This is a genomic window from Knoellia terrae, assembly GCF_048606435.1.
GTDB classification, from domain to species: domain Bacteria; phylum Actinomycetota; class Actinomycetes; order Actinomycetales; family Dermatophilaceae; genus Knoellia; species Knoellia terrae.
Genome location: NZ_JBMBWH010000006.1, coordinates 108145 through 130344 on the forward strand (window position 1 = coordinate 108145; position 22200 = coordinate 130344).

A 22200-nucleotide genomic window follows, 5' to 3' on the forward strand; every position below is an offset into this window, starting at 1 on the left:
CGCGGCATACCCCGCCTGTCGTGGTCCGGCCGGGCCGGGAGGCTACTCGGTGCCGGTGCCGGCCGTGATGACCGGGACCTCGATCGCGGAGGCGTGGCGCGCACCCTCGAAGGTGAAGGTGGCGTCCTTGCCCTCGCCGGTCGCGTCGACCGCGACGATCTCGCCGGCCTTGAGCTCGCCGAAGAGGATCTTCTCGGACAGGACGTCCTCGATCTCGCGCTGGATGGTGCGCCGCAGCGGACGCGCACCGAGCACGGGGTCGTAGCCGCGCTTGGCGAGCAGGGTCTTGGCCGCGGGCGTGAGCTCCATGCCCATGTCCTTGTCCTTGAGCCGCTTGTCGAGCTTGGCGATCTCGAGGTCGACGATCTGGATGATCTCGTCCTGGGTGAGCTGCGGGAAGACGATCGTGTCGTCGACCCGGTTGAGGAACTCGGGGCGGAAGTGCTGCTTCAGCTCGTCCGTGACCTTGTTCTTCATCCGCTCGTAGCCGCTCTGCGTGTCGGGACCCGCCGAGAACCCGAGGGCTCCCTTGGAGATGTCCCGCGTGCCGAGGTTGGTCGTCATGATGATGACGGTGTTCTTGAAGTCGACCACCCGACCCTGGGAGTCGGTGAGGCGACCGTCCTCGAGCACCTGCAGCAGGCTGTTGAAGATCTCCGGGTGGGCCTTCTCGACCTCGTCGAAGAGCACCACCGAGAACGGCTTGCGCCGCACCTTCTCGGTGAGCTGGCCGCCCTCCTCGTAGCCGACGTAGCCGGGAGGCGACCCGAAGAGCCGCGACACCGTGTGCTTCTCGCTGTACTCGGACATGTCGAGCTGGATGAGGGCGTCCTCGTCACCGAAGAGGAACTCGGCGAGCGTCTTGGCGAGCTCGGTCTTGCCGACACCCGTGGGCCCGGCGAAGATGAACGACCCACCCGGACGACGCGGGTCCTTGAGGCCGGCGCGCGTGCGACGGATCGCCTGCGAGAGAGCCTTGATGGCGTCGTCCATGCCGACGACCCGCTTGTGCAGCTCGTCCTCCATGTGGAGCAGCCGCGAGGACTCCTCCTCGGTGAGCTTGAAGACGGGGATGCCGGTCGAGGCGGCCAGCACCTCGGCGATCAGCTCCTCGTCGACCTCGGCGACGACGTCGAGGTCACCGCTCTTCCACTCGGTCTCGCGGTGCGACTTCTCGGCGCGCAGGTTCTTCTCGTCGTCGCGCAGGCGCGCGGCCTTCTCGAAGTCCTGGCCGTCGATGGCCGACTCCTTCTCGCGCACGACGTTGGCGATCTTGTCGTCGAACTCGCGCAGGTCCGGCGGGGCGGTCATGCGGCGGATGCGCAACCGGGCGCCGGCCTCGTCGATGAGGTCGATGGCCTTGTCGGGGAGGAAGCGGTCGTTGACGTAGCGGTCGGCCATGTTGGCGGCCGCGACGAGCGCACCGTCGGTGATCGAGACGCGGTGGTGCGCCTCATAGCGGTCGCGCAGGCCCTTGAGGATCTCGATGGCGTGGGCCAGCGTCGGCTCGGCCACCTGGATCGGCTGGAAGCGGCGCTCGAGCGCGGCGTCCTTCTCGATGTGCTTGCGGTACTCGTCGAGCGTCGTCGCGCCGATGACCTGAAGCTCACCGCGGGCGAGCATCGGCTTGAGGATGCTCGCGGCGTCGATGGCGCCCTCGGCCGCACCGGCACCGACGAGGGTGTGGATCTCGTCGATGAAGAGCACGATGTCGCCGCGGGTGCGGATCTCCTTGAGCACCTTCTTGAGGCGCTCCTCGAAGTCGCCGCGGTACCGGCTGCCGGCCACGAGCGCACCGAGGTCGAGCGTGTAGAGCTGCTTGTCCTTGAGCGTCTCGGGCACCTCGCCACGCACGATGTCCTGGGCGAGGCCCTCGACGACGGCGGTCTTGCCGACGCCGGGCTCACCGATGAGCACCGGGTTGTTCTTGGTGCGGCGGGACAGCACCTGCATGACCCGCTCGATCTCCTTCTCACGCCCGATGACCGGGTCGAGCTTGCCCTCGCGGGCCGCCACGGTGAGGTTGCGACCGAACTGGTCGAGCACGAGCGAGCCGGCGGGAGCGCCCTCGGCGGGACCGCCCTGACCGACGCCGGTGGAGGCACCCTCCTTGCCACCCTGGTAGCCCGAGATGAGCTGGATGACCTGCTGGCGCACGCGACCGAGGTCGGCGCCGAGCTTGACGAGGACCTGGGCGGCGACGCCCTCGCCCTCGCGGATCAGGCCGAGCAGGATGTGCTCGGTGCCGATGTAGTTGTGGCCGAGCTGGAGGGCCTCGCGCAGCGACAGCTCGAGGACCTTCTTGGCGCGCGGCGTGAAGGGGATGTGACCGGTGGGGGCCTGCTGGCCCTGGCCGATGATCTCCTGCACCTGCTCGCGGACGGCGTCCAGGGAGATCCCCAGGCTCTCGAGAGCCTTGCTCGCGACACCTTCACCCTCGTGGATGAGACCGAGCAGGATGTGCTCGGTGCCGATGTAGTTGTGGTTGAGCAGCCGCGCCTCTTCCTGGGCGAGGACGACCACCCGGCGGGCGCGGTCGGTGAACCGTTCGAACATGGTGCTGGCTCCTGACTGATTCGAGTCACCTCGATGCTATCCCCGCTGCCTGTATGCCGGAGTGGCCCGTTCACAGGAGTTGTCCGGTCGTGCAGCGGCGAGGTGTGTCATGCGATCCAACGCGGCACACCCGCACCGTGTTCCACGCCTGAGCCGAGGCGGCTCATGTTCGCTGTGGGCGGACGTGCGCAGCGCCGACGCGGCGGCCCTGCGCGGCACGGGTCTCAACACGGACCGGTCCCGCGCAGGACTCCGCGGAGGATGATGGCGCCGGTCGAGGGTCGCCACCCACGGCCCGGGTGCCCCTGTACACCCGACCGTTGGGGCGTCCGCTGCCCGACCGGCGTCATCCGTCCGTCATCCAGTGTGACCGCGCAGGCGTGCCCGCCGCCACCCATTTCCGCCCGACGGGTCATCCTCGACGCTGGCAGTTCCCGCACCAGAAGAGGTTGCGGCCGGCAACGACCTGGGTGCGGACCTTGGACCCGCAGACGTGGCACGCCTCGCCGGCCCGGCGGTAGACGTAGGAGTCGCGCGACGTCAGACGCACGTCCTCGCCGGACTCGAGCGCCCGGGACACCTCGTCGACCTGCTCGTGCACCGTGACGATCTTGCTCGTGGCGACGCCGAGCGGGAGCAGCGCCACGAGGTCGGCCCAGATGGCCCGCCAGGTCTTGCGCTGGAGCTTGTTGCCCGGCCGGAACGGGTGCACCCGCAGGCGGAACAGCACCTCGGACCGATAGACGTTGCCGACCCCCGCGAGCACCGCCTGGTCCATGAGCAGCTCGGCGACCGGCTTGCCGGAGCGCGAGATCCGGGTCCACGCGAGGTCGGGGTCGGAGCGAGGATCGTCCGGCCGCAGCGGGTCCGGGCCCAAGCGCGCGAGGATCTCGTCGACCTTCTCGGGGGTCACGACGTCGCACACCATCGGGCCGCGCAGGTCGGCGACGTGGTCGTCGGTCGCGAAGCGGCACCGGACCTGGCCGACGACCGGCAGCTCACCGGCATACGACGTCGTGTCGATCGTGAAGGTGCCGATCAGGCCGAGGTGCACCCAGAGGATCCGGTCACCGGCGAACTCGACGAAGAGGTGCTTGCCCCACGACGTCGCCTCGAGGAGCTCGTGCCCGGAGAGGAGCGCCGCGCCGCCGGCGAACTTGCCCTGCGGGCTCGTCACGGTGGGCGAGGTGCCGCGGAAGGCGGTGTCGAGGTCGCGGGCGAGCGCGAAGAGGGTGTGGCCTTCGGGCATGTGTCAGGAGGCCTTCTTGGTGGCCTTCTTCGCCGCCGCCTTCTTGGTCGTGGTCTTCTTGGCCGCCGCCTTCGTGGCGGGCGCCTTCTTCGCCGCGGCCTTCTTGGTCGGCTTGTCCTCGGACGCCTTCGCGGCCGGAGCGGACGGCGCCTCCCCACGCGACGCCTTGGCCTTCTCGACCGACTTCGCCAGGGCGGCGAGCAGGTCGACGACCTCGCCCGACTCCTCCGCCTTGGCGGCCGGGGCGCGGACCTCGCCGCCCTCGACCTTGGCGCGGACGAGCTCCTGGAGTGCGATGGCGTAGTCGTCCTCGTAGTCGTCGGCCTCGAAGTCCCCGGCGAGCTGCTCGATGAGGAGCCGAGCCATCGCCATCTCCTTGTCGGTGGCCTCGCCGGCCTCCTCGACGTGGGCGAAGTCGGGCTGGCGGATCTCGTCGGGCCAGAGCATCGTCTGCATGACGATGACCCCGTCGCGGACCCGAAGCACCGCCATCGTCATCCGGGTACGGATCGAGACGGTGACGACGGCCATCCGGCCCTCGGACTCCAGCGCCTCGCGCAGCAGGACGTAGGGCTTGGTCGCGGTCTTGTCGGGCTCGAGGTAGTAGCTCTTGTCGAGGAGCATCGGGTCGATCTGCTCGTTCGGCACGAACTTCTCGACGTTGATCTCCTTGGAGGACTTGCTCGGCAGGTCCTTGAAGTCCTCATCGGTGAGGATGACCATGTCGCCGTCCTCGGTCTCGTAGCCCTTGGCGATGTCGTCGTAGGCCACCTCCTCACCGTCGATGCTGCACGTCCGCTTGTACTTGATGCGGCCGCCGTCCTCGCGGTGCACCTGACGGAACTGCACGTCGTGGTTCTCGGTCGCCGAGTAGAGCCGCACGGGGACGTTGACCAACCCGAACGACACCGCGCCCTTCCAGATCGCACGCATGAAGGCATCGTATGCCGCGTGCTTGCCCCGCAGGGGCGGTCGTCACCAGCCGAAGGTGGCGCCCGCCGAGAGGAGGGCGACGCCCATCAGGACCGGGGCGGCGAGGACGAGCAATGCGAGGGTGGCGGCCGCGAGGGTCCAGCCGACGAGGCCGCGGGCCACGCGCTCCCGGGGTGACCACCGCAGGTGCGCCTCCCCGACCAGCCAGACCAGCGCGAAGGGCGCGACGAGGAGGACGAGCCCCGCGACGGCGTACGTGACCCGGGTCGTGCCGAGGGCGTCGACCAGGGGAAGCCCGACGAACCACGTCACGAGCAGCGCACCCGCGAGGGTCAGCGCCCAGCGCAGGTTTCCCCTCTGCTGCGGTCGCACTGCCTCCATGACTCCATTCCACACCCTCGGTGTGCGGTTCGGCGAGGATGGGCGGATGCAGCCCATGCTCGCCTCCGTCGCGGACGGCATCCCTCGCGGCCCCGAGTGGGTGCACGAGGTGAAGTGGGACGGCATGCGCGCCCTCGCCGACGTGCGCGACGGCCGCCTCGTGCTGTCCAGCCGCACCGGGCGTGACGTCTCGGTGAGCTTCCCCGAGCTGCAGGGGCTGGCCGAGACCTTCGACGACCTCCTGCTCGACGGTGAGGTGGTCGCGCTCGATGGTGGGCTGCCGTCCTTCGCAGCGCTGGCCGAGCGGATGCACGTGTCGTCGGCGCGCAAGGCCGCGCAGCTCGCCACCACGCGGCCCGTGACGTTCATGGCGTTCGACCTGCTGCGCCTCTTCGGGTCCGACCTCACGAGCCAGCCGTGGTCGGCCCGGCGTGAGCTGCTCGAGCGGCTCGAGCTGCACAGCGCCGCGTGGCAGGTGCCGCCGGTCTACGACGACGGCGAGGAGCTGTTCGAGGCGACCCGCGACCAGGGCCTCGAGGGAGTCGTGAGCAAGCGGCGCTCCGCGTCGTATGCCGCGGGGCGGCGGTCCCCGGACTGGCGCAAGTCCCCACACCGCGCGACCCTCTCGGTCGTCGTGGGCGGCTGGCGTCCCGAGACCGGGACGACCGGACGGATGGGCGCGGTGCTCGTCGGGACCCCGGACGGTCGGGGCGGGTGGGAGTATGCCGGCCGGGTCGGTGCGGGGCTGGCGGGCACCGCCGGCGCCCGGGTCGGCAAGCTGCTGGAGCCGTTGCGGCGCAACGCCTCTCCCTTCTCCAACGACGTCCCGCGGGAGGACGCCGCCGGCGCGACGTGGGTCGAGCCCCGGGTCGTCGTCGAGGTGCAGTCGCTGGGGCGCGGCTCGACCGGCAAGCTGCGCCAGCCGGCATACCTCGGCATCCGCACCGACCTGACCCCCGACGACCTGCACGAGGTGAGCGATGCCTGAGAAGTACGTCCCCGAGATCACCCGCGTCGAGGTCGAGGGGCGCACCCTCAAGCTGTCGAGCCTCAGCAAGGTGATGTACCCGTCGACGGAGACGACCAAGGCCGAGGTGCTCAACTACTTCGCCACCGTGGGGCCGGTCCTGTTGCCGCACATCGCCGCCCGCCCGGTGACCCGCGTGCGGTGGCCGCACGGGGTCGCGGACCAGAGCTTCTTCGAGAAGAACCTGCCGAGCGGGGCGCCGTCCTGGCTGCCGAGGGTCCAGGTCGACGACGTCACCTACCCGCTCGTCGCCGACCTCGCGGACCTGACCTACCTCGTCAACCTCAGCTCCCTCGAGGTGCACGTGCCGCAGTGGACGGTCACCGAGGACGGCGGGACCGAGAACCCGAACCGGCTCGTCGTCGACCTCGACCCGGGCAGCCCGGCCGGGCTCAAGGAGTGCGCCGAGGTGGCCCTCCTCCTGCGCGAGCGCCTCGACGCGCTCGGCCTCACGCTCTACCCGGTGACGTCCGGGAGCAAGGGCATGCAGCTCTACGCCTCGCTGGGCGGCGACCTCACCAGCGACCAGGTGCGTGACCTCGCGCAGCAGCTCGCGCAGGAGATGACGAAGAAGCACCCCGGCCTCGTCCTGTGGAAGATGACCAGGTCGCTGCGCCCGGGCAAGATCTTCCTCGACTGGAGCCAGAACGTCGCCGCGAAGACGACGATCAGCCCCTACTCGCTGCGGGGACGGGAGCTGCCGTGCGTCGCCGCCCCCCGCACGTGGGACGAGGTGGAGGCGGGCGCCGCGGGCGAGACGTTCGAGCAGGTGATGTTCGACGACATGCTCGACCGGCTCGACACCCACGGCGACCTTCTCGCCGACCTGCTCTGAGCGGGGCGGTCAGCGCGTCGCCGGCGTCCGCGGGCAGCCGGCGCACTCGTGGCAGCCCGGCAGGGCGTAGATGAAGCAGCACGACCGGCGCTCCACCGCCGGTGCGACCTCCCCGGCGATGGCGCCCCGCGCCTCGCGCAGCGCCATCTCCCACAGGTCCTCGACCATCCCCAGGCGCTGCTGGCTCGAGATCCGGACCCGCGAGGGATAGTCCTCGGCGATCGCCCGGCCCACGCTCCGGTATGCCGTCCGCGCACCGTCGACCCGTGTCTCCAGGTCCGCGTCGGCGGGGCTTACGGAGAGGAAGCCCAGCCGCTCGGGGTAGAGCCCGGGTGCGAGGTCGCACGAGATGCGCGCGTCGTCGAGGGTGCCGAGGTCCACCTGCCACGGGCCGGCGAGCGCGGTGAATGCGGCGAGCTGGGCAGGAATGCTCAGCAGGTGCTGGAGGACGAATGCGGCAGCGACGCGGGGAGGTGACGGGACGGCATACAGGCGGCTGTTGTGGGTGGTGAGCAGCGACTGCCACTCCGGCGCAAATGCAAAGGCGCTGGTCAGGGTCGTGGAAAGGTGGTTTCCACCCGTAAACGAGAGATATCCGTGGTGGTGCGACAGCAGTGAGGCGACGGCTCCCGGATCGGGTGCCGCCGCCTCGCCGAGATCTGCTGAGATCAGCGGTTGGCCTTGTCGTAGGCCTCTTGGACCGCCGCCGGAATTCGACCGCGCTCGCTCACGTCGTGGCCGTTCTGACGGGCCCATTCGCGAACTGCCGACACGTCCTTGCGGCGCGAACCGGCGCCGCCGCCACTGCTGGAGCGGCTCGTGGCCTTGCGGCCACCGGCGCGGCGGGCGTGCCCGACCCACGTCGCGAACTCGTCACGGAGCTTGGCCGCGTTGGTCGCGTTGAGGTCGATCTCATAGGTGACGCCGTCGAGGGCGAACGTCACCGTCTCGTCTGCATCGCTGTTGTCGATGTCGTCGACGAGCAACACCTGGACACGCTGTGCCATCTGACAATTCCCTTCACACGTCGAATATGACGGATGGAGACTATCAGCGCTTCTCGTCCTCGGAAGAATTCTTTTGCTCCGATTCGAACTGGCTTTGCGCGATGCGTTCACGACGATCGCCTTCGAGGATCGTCTTCATCAGGAAGTAGAACAACACGGCCACGACAATCGTGGGGATGATGGCGGCGATATATGGCCAGATCGAGTCCCACATGGTCATGCCTCCGGCTTGAGGTGGGGGAAAAGAATGGTCTCGCGAATGTTGGCGCCCGTGAAAAGCATGACGAGGCGGTCGACGCCGAGGCCGAGGCCGCCCATGGGTGGGGCGCCGTACTCCAGCGCCCGCAGGAAGTCCTCGTCGAGCTGCATGGCCTCCGGGTCGCCGCCGGCCGCGCGGTGCGACTGCTCGGTGAGCACCTCGCGCTGGACGACGGGGTCGATGAGCTCGGAGAACCCGGTGCCGCGCTCGACGCCGCCGATGACGAGGTCCCACGCCTCGATGAGGCCGGGCTCACTGCGGTGCGGGCGGGCCAGCGGCTGCGCGCTGGCGGGGTAGTCGCAGAGGAACGTCGGCTGGAGCAGTCCGGGCTCGACGAGCTCGCCCAGGAGCTCGAGGAAGACCTTGTCGCGCTCCCAGCCCGGGTCGACGGCGACGTCGTGCCGGGCGGCGAGGTCGCGCAGGGTCGCGGCGTCGGTGTCGATGGTGACGCGCTCGCCGACCGCCTCGCTGACGGCCTCGTGCACGGGCAGCCAGCGCCACTCGCCGTCGAGGTCGATGGTGCCGCGGTCGGTCTCGACCTGGCGGGAGCCGTGCGCGTCGGCCGCCGCGAGGTAGAGATCCTGGATGAGCCGGGCGATCGTCGTCTGGTCGCCCCACGCCTGGTAGGCCTCGAGCATCGTGAACTCGGGGGAGTGGGTGGCGTCGACACCCTCGTTGCGGAAGATCCGGCCCATCTCGTAGACGCGGTCGACCCCGCCGACGACGGCCTTCTTGAGGTTGAGCTCGAGGGCGATGCGCAGCGTCATCTCCTGGTCGAACGCGTTGAGGTGGGTGCGGAACGGTCGGGCCGCCGCGCCGCCGTGGATGAGCTGGAGGATCGGCGTCTCGACCTCGAGGTAGCCCTGGCGCTCGAGCTCGCGGCGCATGGCGCTGAGGATGCGGGCCTTGGTGCGCACCATGTCGCGCGCCTCCTGCCGCACGATGAGGTCGGCGTAGCGCTGGCGCACGCGGCTCTCCTCGGACAGCTCCTTGTGCAGCACCGGCATCGGCCGCAGCGCCTTGCTCGCCATCGTCCAGCCGGTGGCCATGACGGAGAGCTCGCCGCGACGGCTGCTGATGACGCGGCCGGTGACCGAGACGTGGTCCCCGAGGTCGACGTCGGACTTCCACGCGGCGAGCGGCTCCTCGCCCACCTCGGCGAGGCTGAGCATCACCTGGAGCCGGACGCCCTCACCCTCCTGCAGCGTGGCGAAGGCGAGCTTGCCGGTGTTGCGGACGAAGACGACCCGGCCGGCGACGGCGACGACGTCGTCGGTCTCCTGCCCGGTCTCGAGGTGCGCCCACTCCTCGCGCACCTCGGCCAGGCTGTGCGTCCGGTCGACCGAGACGGGGTATGCCGGGATGCCGGCTCCCAGCAGGCGCTCGCGCTTCTCGCGGCGGATTCGCTGCTGCTCGGACAGGTCCACGTCGGGGGCCGTGACGGTCGCGGTCGTGGTGTCGCTGGGAGTCTGGCTCACGCCCTCAAGGGTACGAGGGGTCGCTGGGTGCTCCTGACCGGCGTCATCCGGATGAGCGGTCCGACTCCGGTGACCGACGACGGACGTGGACGCTCGGCGGGTGGGCCAGGCTCTGGCCGACGACGCAGTAGCGCTCGGTCGCCATGGCGAGCCGGGCGAGCTCGTCGTCGGTGGCCCGGGTGGTGAGGGTCGCGGTGATCGTCAGGCCGCTGATGCCGACCGGCGCGGCACGGTCGATGCCCAGCGTGCCGCGGGCGTCGAACTCGGCCTCGGCGGAGAGGTCGGCTGCCGTGATGACCAGGCCCATGCTCGTCGCGACCGCGCGCATCGTCACGCCGGCGCAGGCGAGGACGGCCTCGAGGAGCATGTCGGCGGAGCAGGCGTCGTCGCCGTCGCCGCCCGTGGCCTCGTGCAGGCCGGCCCGGGTGCGTCCGGACCAGGTGTCGACGCTCGTCGTCACACCGGACCCGCGCCAGTCGGCCCGGGCGCTCACCGAGGTGAGGGCCGACTCGACGTCGCTGCGGTACTGCTCCTTGAGCGGCGCCTGCCGGGCGCGGAGTTCGGTGGCGTTCATGGAAGAAGTCTCCTCCTCCCAGAGGGCGGCGAGGGCCGGTTGGTCGATCTCGCGTCCGGGCGGGACGGCGAGGCGCCTGTGGCGGGGCGACGTCTCCTCATCCTCGTCGGGTCAGCGCTCTGCACTGCGGCGCTGGGGTGAGGCAGTGCAGAGTCTGGTGACGTGGGGCTGTGCACTGCTGCTGTGGGGTGAGGCAGTGCAGAGTCTTGGTGACGCGACACTGTGCACTGCTGTGGTGGGGTGAGGCAGTGCAGAGCGGGTCGAGGGACGGTGTCAGCTGGCCTCGTTGCCCGGGCAGGCCATCGGTGCGGACTCACTCGGCGACGGGCGGCCGACCGGTTCATCGTGCTTGCCCGCGTCCGAATGGCTCGCCTCCCACTCGAGGGTTCGTAGCCACTCGGCTCGACTCGCGTCCTCGGTCTGCCGGCGGAAGGACAGGCCCGCAGCCGACGGGGACGGGTTCCCCCGGTGCCGTGTCCAGTTCCAGGTCGAGAGGGCATTCTCCGAGCAGAGGACCAGATGGGCCGGGAACCGTCGACCTCCGCGGTCGGCCACGTGTTCGGCGGGGTGGTCCCATGCCGCCCATCGACTCGCCTCGGGGTCGGTGACCGCCAGTCCGAAGCCCAGCACCCGGAGGAGGGCCACCACCTCGTCGAAGCCGGCGGGCACCTTGCCGCACTCCCAACGCGCCACCTTGGAGCGGTCCCAGGCCAAGGCGTCCGCCAGGGCTCGCTGGCTCAGCCCGAGGCGTCTCCTCGCCAGCCGCATGGCCACGCCCACGGCCTCACCGCTCATGTCCGACCCGCCCAGCTCCTCGCGATCCATGCCCTCACGTCAGTCCATGCGGCACCGCCGGTCCAGCCCGACCCGGCCAGCTGTGGACGGCAGACGCCGCGGGTCGCAGGCTGTGGACGCGCCTCAGCGCTCGTCGACCATGAGGTCGATCGTGTAGTCCTCGGCGCGGTAGCTGTGGTCGCCGTACTCCACCGCGGTCCCGGCGCCGTCGAAGGCCATCCGGGTCATCGTCAGCACCGGCTGGGTGCCACGGATCCGCAGGTGCCGGCGCTCGGCCGGTGTCGGCATGCGGGCCGAGATCGACTGGTGCGCCACCACGGCGTGGACGCCGCGGCTGCGCAGGGCGGCATACAGCCCGGTCTCCTCGAGCTCCTCCCGCGAGATGTCCCCGTATGCCGGTGGCAGCCAGTTGCGCATCACCGCGAGGGGGGCGTCACCGGCCAGGCGCAGGCGGACGATGGCCAGCAGGGGCGTGTCCGGGTCGAGGTCGAGTGCCGCGGCGGCGTCGTCGTCGGTGAGGATCTCGTGCTCGAGCAGCACGGTGCGCGGGGTGCGGCCCTCACGGGCGAGGTCGTCGTAGAGGCTGCTCAACGCGACGCGGCGGTGCACCTTGCGGTTGGCGACGGTCGTCCCGAGGCCGCGCCGGCGCACCAGCAGGCCCTTGTCGACCATCTCCTGGATGGCCCGGCGCACGGTCGGCCGCGAGAGGGAGAGGCGCTGTGCCAGAGCCACTTCGTTCTCGAACGGGTCACCGGGCTGGAGGCGGCCATCGGCGATCGCCGCGCAGAGCTGCTCGGACAGCTGGTGGTAGAGCGGGACCGGAGAGGCCCGGTCGATGCTCACGTTCACCTGGTGCGCTGCCATGACCGGCAGAGTAGCCATACCAACGTGCATATGGCCATATGTCCTAACAAAGGTTGACAGGACCGGGGGCGGCGCGGAACAGTTCAGGTCATGAGGATCGGACTGGCCGGAGTGGGCCGCATCGGGGCGTTCCACGCGAGCACCCTCGCCGGGCTCGACGCGGTCGACGAGCTGGTCGTCGCGGACCTCGACGCCGCGCTCGCCGAGAAGGTCGCCACCGACCAGGGGCTGTCCTTCGCCCCGGACCTCGACGCCCTCCTCGCCTCCGGCATCGACGCCTTCGTCATCGCGACGGCCACACCGGGGCACGCGCCCCTGCTCCGCAAGGCGCTCGCGGCCGGCATACCGACGTTCTGCGAGAAGCCGGTCGCGGCGACGCTCGACGAGACCGTCGCCCTCACCGAGCTCGCCGACGCGAGCGACACCCCCGTCCACATCGGCTTCCAGCGACGGTTCGACGTCGGCTACCGGCGCGCGCGGGACGCCGTGGCGTCCGGCGAGCTCGGAACGGTCCACGCCATCCGCGCCCAGACGCACGACCAGGCACCGCCACACGCGTCCTACATCCCGACCAGCGGCGGCATCTTCCGTGACTGCTCGGTTCACGATTTCGACATCGTCCGGTTCGTCACCGGCCGCGAGGTGGAGACCGTCTACGCGACCGGGGCGAACAAGGGTGCCGACTTCTTCTCGGCTGCGGGAGACGTCGACACCGCGGCCGCGATCCTCACCCTCGAGGACGGCACGCTCGTCTCGGCCACCGCCACCCGCTACAGCGGCGGCGGGCACGACGTGCGGATGGAGGTCATGGGGTCCGAGGGCGCCATCGCCGTGGGCCTCGACGACTCGCTCGCGCTGCGCTCGGCCGAGGACGGCGTCCTCTTCCCCGGCGGCCCGGCCCACGCCAACTTCATGCAGCGCTTCCTCCCGGCCTACCGGGCGGAGCTCACCGCCTTCTTCGACGTCGCCGCAGGACGGATCCCGAGCCCGTGCACCGTGCGCGACGCCCTCCAGGCGTTCCGCACCGCCGAGGCCTGCGAGCTCTCCCGCGCGCAGCGACGCCCCGTGTCCATGACCGAGATCCCCGACGCCCCCTCGACCGCGAAGGCCATCGCATGACGACCCCGTCCACCCCCACGTCGACCGCGGCGACCACACGCCCCCCGCTGGCCCAGCGGATCGCCGGCGCGCCCATCTCCTGGGGCGTCTGCGAGGTCCCGGGCTGGGGCCACCAGCTCGACGTCGACACCGTGCTCGGCCAGATGCGGGAGGTCGGCATCGTCGCCACCGAGTTCGGCCCCGACGGCTTCCTCCCGGCCGAGCCGGTCGAGAAGGCCGAGGCGCTCGAGGCCGCGCACCTGCGTGCGGTCGGCCAGTTCGTGCCCGTCGTGCTGCACGACCCGGGCCACGACCCCATCCCCGAGGTCGAGTCGGCGATCGAGGCGCTCACCGTCGCCGGCGCCACCACGGTCGTCGTCGCGGCCGCCACGGGCGTGGAGGGCTACGACGCGCGACCCGACCTCGACGACAGCCAGTGGGAGACGCTGCTCCAGAACCTCGACCTCGTCGCGGCCACCGCCGAGGCGCACGGGCTCACCGCCACCCTCCACCCGCACGTGGGGACCATCGTCGAGTCGGGCGCCGAGACCGAGCGGGTCCTCGCGGGCTCGCGCATCGGCCTGTGCCTCGACACCGGCCACCTGCTCATCGGCGGAGGCGACCCGGTCCGGATCGCCCGCAGCCACCCCGACCGGATCGGCCACGTCCACCTCAAGGACGTCCGGTCGGACGTCGCGCAGCGGGTCCGCTCCGGTGAGCTGACCTACACCGACGGCGTCAGTGCGGGGATGTACGTGCCGCTGGGCGCGGGGGACGTCGACGTCGCCACCATCGTCGAGTCGCTCGAGGACAGCGGGTATGCCGGGTGGTACGTCCTCGAGCAGGACACCATCCTCACCGGTCCGCCGGCGGAGACGGGCGTCGACCCCACGGCCGACGTGCGGACCTCCATCGCCCACATCACCGCCATCGCGCAGCGGCTGGGGAGCCGCAGCCATGGGTGAGCGGCCGGCATATGACCTCGTCGCCGTCGGGCGGACCGGCGTCGACATCTACCCGCTGCAGCACGGGGTGGGGCTCGAGGAGGTCCGCACCTTCGAGAAGTTCCTCGGCGGCAGCGCGACCAACGTCGCCGTCGCCGCGGCCCGGCACGGCCGCCGGGTCAGCCTCGTCACGAAGGTCGGCCAGGACGCGTTCGGGCGCTACGTGCGGCTCGAGGCGGAGCGGCTCGGGGTCGACCCGGTGCACATCGGGGTCCTCGAGGGTGACGGCCCGCCCACCCCGGTGACCTTCTGCGAGGTCTTCCCGCCGGACAACTTCCCGCTCTACTTCTACCGCTACCCCGCGGCGCCGGACCTGCTGCTCGAGGCGTCGGATCTGCCGCTCGACGACATCCGCGGTGCGCGGATCCACTGGTCGACGGTGACCGGGCTCTCGCAGGAGCCCTCCCGGTCGGCGCACTTCGCCGCCTGGGAGGCACGAGCCCGTCGGGAGCACACGATCCTCGACCTCGACTACCGGCCGATGTTCTGGGCCGACCCGGCGGAGGCGCGCGAGCAGGTCGGCAAGGCGCTCGAGCACGTGAGCGTCGCCGTCGGCAACCGTGAGGAGTGCGAGGTCGCCGTCGGTGAGACAGACCCGCACCGCGCCGCCGACGCCCTCCTCGAGCGCGGGCTCGACCTCGCCGTCGTCAAGCAGGGGCCCAAGGGCGTCCTCGCCGCGACCCGTGACGAGCGGGTCGAGGTCACGCCGTTCCCGGTCGAGGTCGTCAACGGCCTCGGCGCCGGTGACGCGTTCGGCGGCGCGCTCGTCCACGGGCTGCTGTCCGGGTGGGACCTGCGACGGGTGGTCGAGTTCGCCAACGTGGCGGGCGCCATCGTCGCGGGCCGGCTCGAGTGCTCGACCGCCATGCCCACGACCGACGAGGTCGAGACCGCCCTGAGGGGGAGGGCGTGATGGACCTCGCCGAGATCTCGCGCATCCGCACGACCGAGCCCGGCCGCATCGCCAAGGGCTGGGCGGAACGGCGCCGTCGCCCGCTCGTCCGTGACGACGGCCGGATGCTCCTCGTCGCCGCCGACCACCCCGCCCGGGGCGCCCTCGGCGTGCGGGGCGACACCACCGCCATGGCCAGCCGCAGCGAGCTGCTCGACCGCCTCGTCACGGCGCTGGACCGGCCCGGTGTCGACGGCGTCCTCGGCACCGCCGACATCCTCGATGACCTGCTCCTGCTCGGCGCGCTCGACGACAAGGTCGCCATCGGCTCGATGAACCGCGGTGGCCTCCAGGGCGCCGTCTTCGAGCTCGACGACCGCTTCACCGGGTGGACCGCCTCCGAGCTCGCGGCCCGTGGGCTCGACGGCGGCAAGATGCTCACCCGCATCTGTCTCGGCGACCCGGGAACCGCGGCGACGCTCGAGTCGAGTGCCCGCGCCGTCACCGAGCTCGCCGCGCACGAGATCATGGCGATGGTCGAGCCCTTCCTGTCCGTCGTCGACGACGGCCGGGTGCGCAACCTGCTCGACCCCGACTCCACGATCCTGTCCATCGCGATCGCGAGCGGGCTCGGCTCCAGCAGCGCCCACACCTGGCTCAAGCTCCCCGTCGTCGACGACCTCCCGCGGGTCATGGACGCGACGACGCTGCCGACGCTCCTCCTCGGCGGTGACCCCCAGGGCGACCCGCACGACACGTATGCCGCGTGGTCCGACGCGCTCACGCTCCCGTCCGTGACCGGCCTGGTCGTCGGCCGGGCCTTGCTCTACCCGCCCGACGGCGACGTCGCGGCCGCGGTCGACATCGCCGCCGGGCTCGTCCACGGGGGTGGCGCATGACCGGCGCCGACAACGCCCGCTGGCACCTGCCCTCCGGCTCGACGGCGGGTGGGGGCTTCGGCGTCGCCGTCACCGACGCCGTCGAGGGCTGGCAGCACACCTCGCTGCGGGTGGCCGAGCTGGCGCCCGGCGGCTCGCTCGACCTCGACACCGCCGAGGAGGAGCTCGTGGTCGTGCCCCTGCGAGGATCGGTGACGCTCCAGGTCTGCGGCTCCGAGCCCATCCGCCTCGACGGCCGGGCGACCGTTTTCGACGGACCGAGCGACACGGCATACCTGCCGCGCCGGCGCACGATCACTCTGTGGGACAACGGGACGGGTGCACGCGTGGCGTTGTGCGGTGCGCGTGCGGCGACCGACCGCCAGCCGCGTCGCATCGCGGCCTCGGAGGCCCGGGCGGAGCTGCGGGGCGCCGGCGTCGCGAGCCGCGAGGTGCGGGCGTTCGGCCTGCCGCCGGTGCTCGACGCCGACGCCATCCTCGTCTGCGAGGTCCTCACGCCCGCCGGCAACTGGAGCTCGTGGCCGCCCCACAAGCACGACGAGGACCGCCCCGGCGAGGAGTCCGAGCTGGAGGAGATCTACTACTTCGAGGTGCGCTCGACCGACCCTCGCGGCACCGACCCGGTCGGCTACCAACGGGTCTACGGCACCACCGACCGGCCGATCGACGTGCTCGCCGAGGTGCGCAGCGGTGACGTCGTCCTCGTGCCGCACGGCTGGCACGGCCCGGCGATGGCCGCCCCCGATGCCGACCTCTACTACCTCAACGTCATGGCCGGCCCGGGCAGCGAGCGGGCCTGGCTCATCTGCGACGACCCGGCCCACGCGTGGGTGCGCGAGGGCTGGACCGACGACGCGGTGGACCCGAGACTTCCCTTCAGCAGCGACGGAGGTGCTGACGATGAGTGAGACCGTGCGGCTCACGGTGGCCCAGGCCACGATCCGCTTCCTGGGCCGGCAGTGGGCCGAGCGCGACGGCGAGCGACAGCGGCTCTTCGCCGGCTGCCTCGGGATCTTCGGTCACGGCAACGTCGCCGGGATCGGGCAGGCCCTGCTCCAGGAGGAGCTGGCGGCCTCGGACGAGGGCCGCGTTGCGGACCTGCCCTACGTCCTCGCGCGCAACGAGCAGGCAATGGTGCACACGGCCGTCGGCTACGCGAAGCACAAGGACCGTCTCCAGACCTGGGTCTGCACGGCGTCGGTGGGCCCCGGCTCCACGAACATGCTGACCGGTGCCGCCCTCGCGACGATCAACCGACTCCCGGTGCTGCTGCTGCCCTCGGGCACCTTCGCGACGCGCGTCTCGGCGCCGGTGCTCCAGGAGCTCGAGGCGCCGTATGCCGGTGACGTCACCGTCAACGATGCCTTCCGTCCGCTCTCGCGCTTCTTCGACGAGGTCGTGCGGCCAGAGCAGCTGCCGTCGGCGCTCCTCTCGGCGATGCGCGTCCTCACCGACCCGGCCGAGACCGGCGCGGTCACGCTGTCCCTGCCGCAGGACGTGCAGGCCGAGGCCTTCGACTGGCCCGTCGAGCTCTTCGACGAGCGGGTCTGGCACGTGGCCCGGCCGGTGCCCGAGGCGTCGCGGATCGCCGCGGCGGCCGAGGTCATCCGCTCGGCCCGCCGGCCGCTGGTCGTCGCGGGTGGCGGGGTCCACTACTCGGGGGCGGAGGACGCGCTGGCCGCGTTCGCCGAGGCCACCGGGATCCCTGTCGCGGAGACTCAGGCGGGCAAGGGGTCGCTGCTGCACGGGCACGACCGGCTGCTGGGGGCCATCGGATCGACCGGGACGACGGCCGCGAACACCGTTGCCGCCGAGGCCGACGTCGTCATCGGCATCGGCACTCGCTGGGGTGACTTCACCACGGCCTCGCGGACGGCCTTCGCCCGCGACGGGGTGCGCTTCGTCAACATCAACGTCGCCGGCTTCGACGCGGGCAAGCAGTCCGGGGTCGGCGTGGTCGCCGACGCCCGGGAGGCACTGACCGCGCTGACCCAGGCGCTGTCCGGCTGGACGGTCGCACCGGACTACCTGCAGCGCCAGGCGACGCTGTGGGGCGAGTGGGACGCACAGGTCGACACGGCATACGACCCGCCGTCGTCGGTCACCGACGCCCTGGCCGACGGGCTCCTCACGCAGGCGAGCGTCATCGGCGCGGTCAACGAGCTCAGCGACCCGCGCGACGTCGTGCTCTGCGCGGCCGGCTCCATGCCCGGCGACCTGCACAAGCTGTGGCGGGTGCGCGACCGCAAGGGCTACCACGTCGAGTACGGCTACTCCTGCATGGGCTACGAGGTGCCTGCCTCCATCGGGATCCGCCTGGCCGACCCGACGCGGGACGTCTTCGCGATGGTCGGCGACGGTGGTTGGCTGATGATGCCGACCGAGCTCGTCACCGCGGTGCAGGAGCGCGTCAAGGTCGTCGTGGTCCTCGTCCAGAACCACGGGTTCCACTCGATCGGGTCGCTCTCCGAGGGGCTCGGGTCCCAGCGGTTCGGCACGGCGTACCGGATGCGGGACGCGCAGTCGCACCGGCTCGAGGGAGACGTGCTGCCCGTCGACCTCGCGGCCAACGCCCGCAGCCTCGGCGCGCACGTCATCGAGGTCCACTCACGGGACGAGCTGACGGCCGCCATCACGGAGGCCAAGGCGTGGCCGTCGGACGGCGGACCCGTGGTCGTCCACGTCGAGACCGACCCGCGGGTCTTCGCCCCCGACAGCGCGAGCTGGTGGGACGTCCCGGTCGCCCAGGAGAGCACCCTCGCGTCGACGCGGTCCGCCCACGCCGACTACGTCGAGCACAAGCGCGGACAACGCAGCCACCTCGCGCCGGGGGAGGTCTCATGAGCGAGAGCCTGCGTGTCGGAGTCATCGGCGTCGGCATCATGGGCGCCGACCACGCCGAGCGGCTGGCCCGACGCACGGCCCGTGCCCGCCTCGTCGCCGTCGCCGACCCCGACGAGGTCCGGGCCAAGGAGCTCGCCACCCGGTTCGACGGCGTGCGCTCGGGCGCCGACCCGCTGGAGCTCATCGATGCCGACGACGTCGACGCGGTCGTCATCGCCTCGCCCGGGTTCGTCCACGAGGAGCAGGTCCTCGCCTGTCTCGCCGCAGGCAAGCCCGTGCTGTGCGAGAAGCCGCTGACGATGGACTCGGACTCCTCCCTGCGCCTCGTCCGGGCCGAGCAGGAGACCGGGCGGCGGCTCGTCCAGGTGGGGTTCATGCGGCGCTTCGACCCGGAGTACGCGCAGGTGCGCTCCGTCCTCGCCGGCGGCTTCCTCGGCCGGACGCTGCTGCTGCACAACGTGCACCGCAACGCCTCGGTCCCGAGCACCGACTTCCGCTCCGAGATGATCGTGCGCGACAGCCTCGTCCACGAGGTCGACGTGGCCCGGTTCCTCTTCGGCGAGGAGGTCGTCGCGATCCAGGTCCTCTCGCCCGCACCCACCTCCCACGCGGCCGAGGGCGTGGTCGACCCGCAGGTCGCCATCTTCACCATGGCCGGCGGCGGTCTCGTCACCAACGAGGTCTTCGTCAACAGCCAGGTCGGCTACGAGGTGCGGTGCGAGGCGGTCGCCGAGCGCGGGTCGCTCGTCATCGGACGCCCCTCCACCGGGCTCTACTCCACCTCGCTCGCCGCCGACGGTGTCGGCCAGTGGGGAGGACGCGTACCGGCGGACTACCGCACGCGGTTCGCCACGGCATACGACCTCGAGGTCCAGGCGTGGGTCGACTCGGCCCTCGGTGGCGAGGACGTCGGTGCCACCGCCTGGGACGGGTACGCCGCGACCGCCGTCTCCACCGCCGGCATGGCCTCGCTCGCCACCGGCGAGCGCGTCACCGTCGACCTCGTCGATCCAGCAACGTTGTCCTGAAGTCACTTCCAGCACGAAGGAGCCTGCCGTGAGCACGCCCACCCGCATCACCCACCTGTTCGGTGGCCAGTCCTGGGACGGCACCGCCGCCCGCACCAGCCCCGTCTTCAACCCGGCGACGGGCGAGGAGACCGGCGCGCTGGACCTCGCGTCCGCCGACCTCGTCGGTGAGGCCGTCGCGGTCGCCAAGGAGGCGTGGGCCTCCGGCTGGGGCGACGCGTCGCTCGCCAGGCGCAGCCAGGTGCTCTTCCGCTTCCGCGAGCTGCTCAACGAGCGCAAGGAGGACATCGCCGCCCTCATCACCGCCGAGCACGGCAAGGTCCTCTCGGACGCGCTCGGCGAGGTGACCCGCGGCCTCGAGGTCGCCGAGTTCGCGTGCGGCATCCCGCACCTGCTCAAGGGCGGGTTCACCGAGAACGCGTCGACCAAGGTCGACGTCTACTCGATCCGCCAGTCGCTCGGCGTCGTCGCGGTGATCTCGCCGTTCAACTTCCCGGCCATGGTGCCGCTGTGGTTCGTCCCCGTCGCGATCGCCTGCGGCAACGCGGTCATCCTCAAGCCGAGCGAGAAGGACCCGTCCGCCGCGGTCGCCGTGGCCGAGCTGTGGCGCGAGGCCGGGCTGCCCGACGGCGTGATGAACGTCGTGCACGGCGACAAGGAGGCCGTCGACGCGCTGCTCACGCACCCCGACGTCAAGGCGGTCTCGTTCGTCGGGTCGACCCCGATCGCCCGCTACGTCTACGAGACGGGGACCTCGCACGGCAAGCGCGTCCAGGCCCTCGGCGGTGCCAAGAACCACATGCTCGTCCTGCCCGACGCCGACCTCGACCTCGCCGCGGACGCGGCCGTCAACGCCGGCTTCGGGTCCGCGGGGGAGCGCTGCATGGCGATCTCGGCGCTGCTCGCGGTCGAGCCCATCGCCGACGAGCTCATCGAGAAGATCAAGGACCGGGTCGGCAAGCTCGTCACCGGCGACGGCACCCGCGGCACGGACATGGGCCCGCTCGTCACCGCGCAGCACCGCGACAAGGTGAGGTCCTACCTCGACGCCGGGGTCGAGGCCGGGGCCGAGCTGGTCGTCGACGGTCGCGAGGCGGACTTCGACGCGGACGGTGACGGCTACTTCCTCGCGCCGACGCTCTTCGACAAGGTCTCGCCGGACATGTCGATCTACCAGGACGAGATCTTCGGGCCGGTGCTGTCGGTGCTGCGGGTGCAGTCCTACGACGAGGGGCTGCAGCTCATCAACGCCAACCCCTACGGCAACGGCACCGCCATCTTCACCAACGACGGTGGGGCCGCACGCCGCTTCCAGCACGAGGTGGAGGTCGGCATGGTCGGCATCAACGTGCCGATCCCCGTGCCGGTGGCGTACTACTCGTTCGGCGGGTGGAAGAACTCGCTCTTCGGCGACAGCCACGCGCACGGCATGGAGGGCGTGAACTTCTTCACCCGCGGCAAGGTCGTCACCTCGCGCTGGCTCGACCCCAGCCACGGTGGCATCGAGCTCGGCTTCCCACAGAACACCTGAGCTGGCGCGGCCTGCCCCTCCGTGGGGAGGATCGGCGGGACCATCACCCGGGCGACCCTCCCCACGACCGCGTCACCTGGTCCGCGAGTCTCGGAGGATGCACCCCCGACGCCGGCACGGTCGAGCCAGGCCCACCCATCCCCCTCGCCGGAGCAGGCCCGCGACGTCGCGAGCGGTGTCGCAGGCCCCGAACGTCACGTCCGGCCAGAAGACCCGTGAGGTGATCGTGCCGTCGACGGCGACGCTGCGGTCGCGTCGGCCGTCACGCACCCGGTCCTCCCATCGCTCGTGTCCCATGCGTCCGTCGACCTCGACGATGAGCCCGTATGCCGTGTAGCGGTTGTCGTGGTACCGACGCCTTCCGCGATCGGAGGCACCGTGCCGCTCGGCCACGGGTAGTGAGTGCGCGCGCTCGACGTCACGGACGTAACGCACCTCGGCGGGGCTCTCAGCGCCGTCCTCGACATCCCCGAGGACCTCATGCAGCAGGGCGCCGTGCCGGTGGCTCCGTCGTTTGTCGAGCTCCTGCTCCAGCTGTCGTGCGGTGGCCAGACGCTGGCGCACCGCCGACGTCACGATGCCGAGGGTCGGCGGGCGTGGGGGACGACGATCTCGGTGACCGCCGGTGGACGTGGGCGAAGTCCCCAGAGGAAGGCCGCCGCGTGACCGGCATACGCCGCTCCGCACGCAGGGGAGGAGGTGTCGACGGCGAGCAACGCCGCCAGTGACGTCGTCCTCCAGTCGTCCCGTCCCGGCGTGGTGAGATAGACCCCCTCGTGCAACCGGACCCAGCGATGTGAGTCGGCCCGCCACTGGAGGGCGTCATCGCTGAGCCCGGCGTCGAGGCACTGGGCGCGGGTCAGAAGGCCTCTCTGTTGGTCGGCGAGGCGTCTCAGGGTGGACCAGTCCGTCACCGGTCCAGCGTGGCTCAGGTCGGTCGGGCAGC

23 protein-coding genes are annotated in these 22200 nt (G+C 71.4%); 10 read left to right on the forward strand and 13 right to left on the reverse strand.

Features of this window, described 5'->3' with window-relative positions; translation table 11 throughout:
* Positions 1-42: 42 nt before the first annotated feature.
* From ACOJV9_RS10040 to ACOJV9_RS10055, 4 genes are all read right to left on the reverse strand, one after another.
* Complete coding sequence (locus ACOJV9_RS10040) at positions 43-2556, reverse strand: ATP-dependent Clp protease ATP-binding subunit (protein ID WP_420185063.1); 2514 nt, start codon at positions 2554-2556, stop codon at positions 43-45.
* A 412-nt stretch (positions 2557-2968) separates the two neighbouring features.
* Entirely contained in the window at positions 2969-3805 is an 837-nt protein-coding gene (locus tag ACOJV9_RS10045) for an Fpg/Nei family DNA glycosylase (protein ID WP_420185064.1), read from the reverse strand.
* 3 nt (positions 3806-3808) lie between these two features.
* On the reverse strand, positions 3809-4738 hold the full coding sequence (ku, locus tag ACOJV9_RS10050) for a non-homologous end joining protein Ku (protein WP_420185065.1): 930 nt from the start codon (positions 4736-4738) through the stop codon (positions 3809-3811).
* Between the two features lie 42 nt (positions 4739-4780).
* Positions 4781-5119: a hypothetical protein gene (locus ACOJV9_RS10055; protein WP_420185066.1), complete on the reverse strand. Its 339-nt coding sequence runs from the start codon at positions 5117-5119 to the stop codon at positions 4781-4783.
* Between the two features lie 46 nt (positions 5120-5165).
* On the opposite strand from ACOJV9_RS10055, the gene ligD (ACOJV9_RS10060) reads away from it, so the two are divergent.
* Both ligD (ACOJV9_RS10060) and ligD (ACOJV9_RS10065) read left to right on the forward strand, forming a co-directional pair.
* Positions 5166-6107, forward strand: coding sequence for a non-homologous end-joining DNA ligase (gene ligD, locus ACOJV9_RS10060; RefSeq protein ID WP_420185067.1), 942 nt, complete (start codon positions 5166-5168; stop codon positions 6105-6107).
* Positions 6100-6981, forward strand: coding sequence for a non-homologous end-joining DNA ligase (gene ligD / locus ACOJV9_RS10065; protein WP_420185068.1), 882 nt, complete (start codon positions 6100-6102; stop codon positions 6979-6981). The genes ligD (ACOJV9_RS10060) and ligD (ACOJV9_RS10065) overlap by 8 nt, the downstream gene beginning before the upstream one ends.
* Positions 6982-6990: 9 nt before the next feature.
* On the opposite strand, the gene ACOJV9_RS10070 is transcribed toward ligD (ACOJV9_RS10065), so the two are convergent.
* The 7 genes from ACOJV9_RS10070 to ACOJV9_RS10100 form a co-directional block, all read right to left on the reverse strand.
* A complete protein-coding gene (locus ACOJV9_RS10070; RefSeq protein WP_420185069.1) occupies positions 6991-7362 on the reverse strand; it encodes a (2Fe-2S)-binding protein in 372 nt (123 codons plus the stop codon).
* Between the two features lie 287 nt (positions 7363-7649).
* A complete protein-coding gene (locus ACOJV9_RS10075) occupies positions 7650-7988 on the reverse strand; it encodes a histone-like nucleoid-structuring protein Lsr2 (protein ID WP_420185070.1) in 339 nt (112 codons plus the stop codon).
* Positions 7989-8031: 43 nt separating this feature from the next.
* Positions 8032-8208, reverse strand: a complete 177-nt coding sequence (locus ACOJV9_RS10080) for a lysyl-tRNA synthetase (RefSeq protein ID WP_420185071.1) — start codon at positions 8206-8208, stop codon at positions 8032-8034.
* Entirely contained in the window at positions 8205-9725 is a 1521-nt protein-coding gene (lysS, locus tag ACOJV9_RS10085; RefSeq protein ID WP_420185072.1) for a lysine--tRNA ligase, read from the reverse strand. The genes ACOJV9_RS10080 and lysS overlap by 4 nt, the downstream gene beginning before the upstream one ends.
* Before the next feature lie 43 nt (positions 9726-9768).
* Positions 9769-10299, reverse strand: a complete 531-nt coding sequence (locus ACOJV9_RS10090) for an OsmC family protein (protein ID WP_420185073.1) — start codon at positions 10297-10299, stop codon at positions 9769-9771.
* A 273-nt stretch (positions 10300-10572) separates the two neighbouring features.
* Positions 10573-11124 carry a helix-turn-helix domain-containing protein gene (locus tag ACOJV9_RS10095; protein ID WP_420185074.1) on the reverse strand — a complete coding sequence of 184 codons (552 nt, stop codon included), beginning with the start codon at positions 11122-11124 and terminating at the stop codon, positions 10573-10575.
* Positions 11125-11217: 93 nt separating this feature from the next.
* Entirely contained in the window at positions 11218-11958 is a 741-nt protein-coding gene (locus tag ACOJV9_RS10100; RefSeq protein ID WP_420185075.1) for a GntR family transcriptional regulator, read from the reverse strand.
* Positions 11959-12048: 90 nt separating this feature from the next.
* Here ACOJV9_RS10100 and ACOJV9_RS10105 point away from each other — a divergent pair, with 90 nt between their 5' ends.
* The 8 genes from ACOJV9_RS10105 to ACOJV9_RS10140 are packed head-to-tail and all read left to right on the forward strand — an operon-like array spanning position 12049 to position 21254.
* Positions 12049-13077, forward strand: coding sequence for a Gfo/Idh/MocA family protein (locus tag ACOJV9_RS10105; protein ID WP_420185076.1), 1029 nt, complete (start codon positions 12049-12051; stop codon positions 13075-13077).
* On the forward strand, positions 13074-14021 hold the full coding sequence (locus tag ACOJV9_RS10110; protein WP_420185077.1) for a TIM barrel protein: 948 nt from the start codon (positions 13074-13076) through the stop codon (positions 14019-14021). The genes ACOJV9_RS10105 and ACOJV9_RS10110 overlap by 4 nt, the downstream gene beginning before the upstream one ends.
* Positions 14014-14973: a 5-dehydro-2-deoxygluconokinase gene (gene iolC / locus ACOJV9_RS10115; RefSeq protein WP_420185078.1), complete on the forward strand. Its 960-nt coding sequence runs from the start codon at positions 14014-14016 to the stop codon at positions 14971-14973. The genes ACOJV9_RS10110 and iolC overlap by 8 nt, the downstream gene beginning before the upstream one ends.
* Entirely contained in the window at positions 14973-15851 is an 879-nt protein-coding gene (locus tag ACOJV9_RS10120; protein WP_420185209.1) for a Cgl0159 family (beta/alpha)8-fold protein, read from the forward strand. The genes iolC and ACOJV9_RS10120 overlap by 1 nt, the downstream gene beginning before the upstream one ends.
* Entirely contained in the window at positions 15848-16759 is a 912-nt protein-coding gene (iolB, locus tag ACOJV9_RS10125; RefSeq protein WP_420185079.1) for a 5-deoxy-glucuronate isomerase, read from the forward strand. The genes ACOJV9_RS10120 and iolB overlap by 4 nt, the downstream gene beginning before the upstream one ends.
* Entirely contained in the window at positions 16752-18695 is a 1944-nt protein-coding gene (gene iolD / locus ACOJV9_RS10130) for a 3D-(3,5/4)-trihydroxycyclohexane-1,2-dione acylhydrolase (decyclizing) (protein WP_420185080.1), read from the forward strand. Before iolB ends, iolD begins: the two co-directional genes overlap by 8 nt.
* On the forward strand, positions 18692-19723 hold the full coding sequence (locus tag ACOJV9_RS10135; protein WP_420185081.1) for a Gfo/Idh/MocA family protein: 1032 nt from the start codon (positions 18692-18694) through the stop codon (positions 19721-19723). The genes iolD and ACOJV9_RS10135 overlap by 4 nt, the downstream gene beginning before the upstream one ends.
* Positions 19724-19751: 28 nt before the next feature.
* Positions 19752-21254, forward strand: coding sequence for a CoA-acylating methylmalonate-semialdehyde dehydrogenase (locus ACOJV9_RS10140; protein ID WP_420185082.1), 1503 nt, complete (start codon positions 19752-19754; stop codon positions 21252-21254).
* A 72-nt stretch (positions 21255-21326) separates the two neighbouring features.
* Here ACOJV9_RS10140 and ACOJV9_RS10145 read toward each other — a convergent pair whose 3' ends face one another.
* Positions 21327-21830 carry a hypothetical protein gene (locus tag ACOJV9_RS10145; RefSeq protein ID WP_420185083.1) on the reverse strand — a complete coding sequence of 168 codons (504 nt, stop codon included), beginning with the start codon at positions 21828-21830 and terminating at the stop codon, positions 21327-21329.
* Complete coding sequence (locus tag ACOJV9_RS10150; RefSeq protein ID WP_420185084.1) at positions 21827-22168, reverse strand: type IV toxin-antitoxin system AbiEi family antitoxin domain-containing protein; 342 nt, start codon at positions 22166-22168, stop codon at positions 21827-21829. The genes ACOJV9_RS10145 and ACOJV9_RS10150 overlap by 4 nt, the downstream gene beginning before the upstream one ends.
* Positions 22169-22200: the final 32 nt, after the last annotated feature.

Excerpts from the sequence above, each read along its gene's own strand:
- ACOJV9_RS10040 (WP_420185063.1), bottom strand. The coding sequence starts at position 2,556 with ATGTTCGAACGGTTCACCGACCGCGCCCGCCGGGTGGTCGTCCTCGCC.
- ACOJV9_RS10045 (WP_420185064.1), bottom strand. The coding sequence starts at position 3,805 with ATGCCCGAAGGCCACACCCTCTTCGCGCTCGCCCGCGACCTCGACACC.
- ku (WP_420185065.1), bottom strand. The coding sequence starts at position 4,738 with ATGCGTGCGATCTGGAAGGGCGCGGTGTCGTTCGGGTTGGTCAACGTC.
- ACOJV9_RS10055 (WP_420185066.1), bottom strand. The coding sequence starts at position 5,119 with ATGGAGGCAGTGCGACCGCAGCAGAGGGGAAACCTGCGCTGGGCGCTG.
- ligD (WP_420185067.1), top strand. The coding sequence starts at position 5,166 with ATGCAGCCCATGCTCGCCTCCGTCGCGGACGGCATCCCTCGCGGCCCC.
- ligD (WP_420185068.1), top strand. The coding sequence starts at position 6,100 with ATGCCTGAGAAGTACGTCCCCGAGATCACCCGCGTCGAGGTCGAGGGG.
- ACOJV9_RS10075 (WP_420185070.1), bottom strand. The coding sequence starts at position 7,988 with ATGGCACAGCGTGTCCAGGTGTTGCTCGTCGACGACATCGACAACAGC.
- ACOJV9_RS10080 (WP_420185071.1), bottom strand. The coding sequence starts at position 8,208 with ATGACCATGTGGGACTCGATCTGGCCATATATCGCCGCCATCATCCCC.
- ACOJV9_RS10090 (WP_420185073.1), bottom strand. The coding sequence starts at position 10,299 with ATGAACGCCACCGAACTCCGCGCCCGGCAGGCGCCGCTCAAGGAGCAG.
- ACOJV9_RS10095 (WP_420185074.1), bottom strand. The coding sequence starts at position 11,124 with ATGGATCGCGAGGAGCTGGGCGGGTCGGACATGAGCGGTGAGGCCGTG.
- ACOJV9_RS10100 (WP_420185075.1), bottom strand. The coding sequence starts at position 11,958 with ATGGCAGCGCACCAGGTGAACGTGAGCATCGACCGGGCCTCTCCGGTC.
- ACOJV9_RS10105 (WP_420185076.1), top strand. The coding sequence starts at position 12,049 with ATGAGGATCGGACTGGCCGGAGTGGGCCGCATCGGGGCGTTCCACGCG.
- ACOJV9_RS10110 (WP_420185077.1), top strand. The coding sequence starts at position 13,074 with ATGACGACCCCGTCCACCCCCACGTCGACCGCGGCGACCACACGCCCC.
- iolC (WP_420185078.1), top strand. The coding sequence starts at position 14,014 with ATGGGTGAGCGGCCGGCATATGACCTCGTCGCCGTCGGGCGGACCGGC.
- ACOJV9_RS10120 (WP_420185209.1), top strand. The coding sequence starts at position 14,973 with ATGGACCTCGCCGAGATCTCGCGCATCCGCACGACCGAGCCCGGCCGC.
- iolB (WP_420185079.1), top strand. The coding sequence starts at position 15,848 with ATGACCGGCGCCGACAACGCCCGCTGGCACCTGCCCTCCGGCTCGACG.
- iolD (WP_420185080.1), top strand. The coding sequence starts at position 16,752 with ATGAGTGAGACCGTGCGGCTCACGGTGGCCCAGGCCACGATCCGCTTC.
- ACOJV9_RS10135 (WP_420185081.1), top strand. The coding sequence starts at position 18,692 with ATGAGCGAGAGCCTGCGTGTCGGAGTCATCGGCGTCGGCATCATGGGC.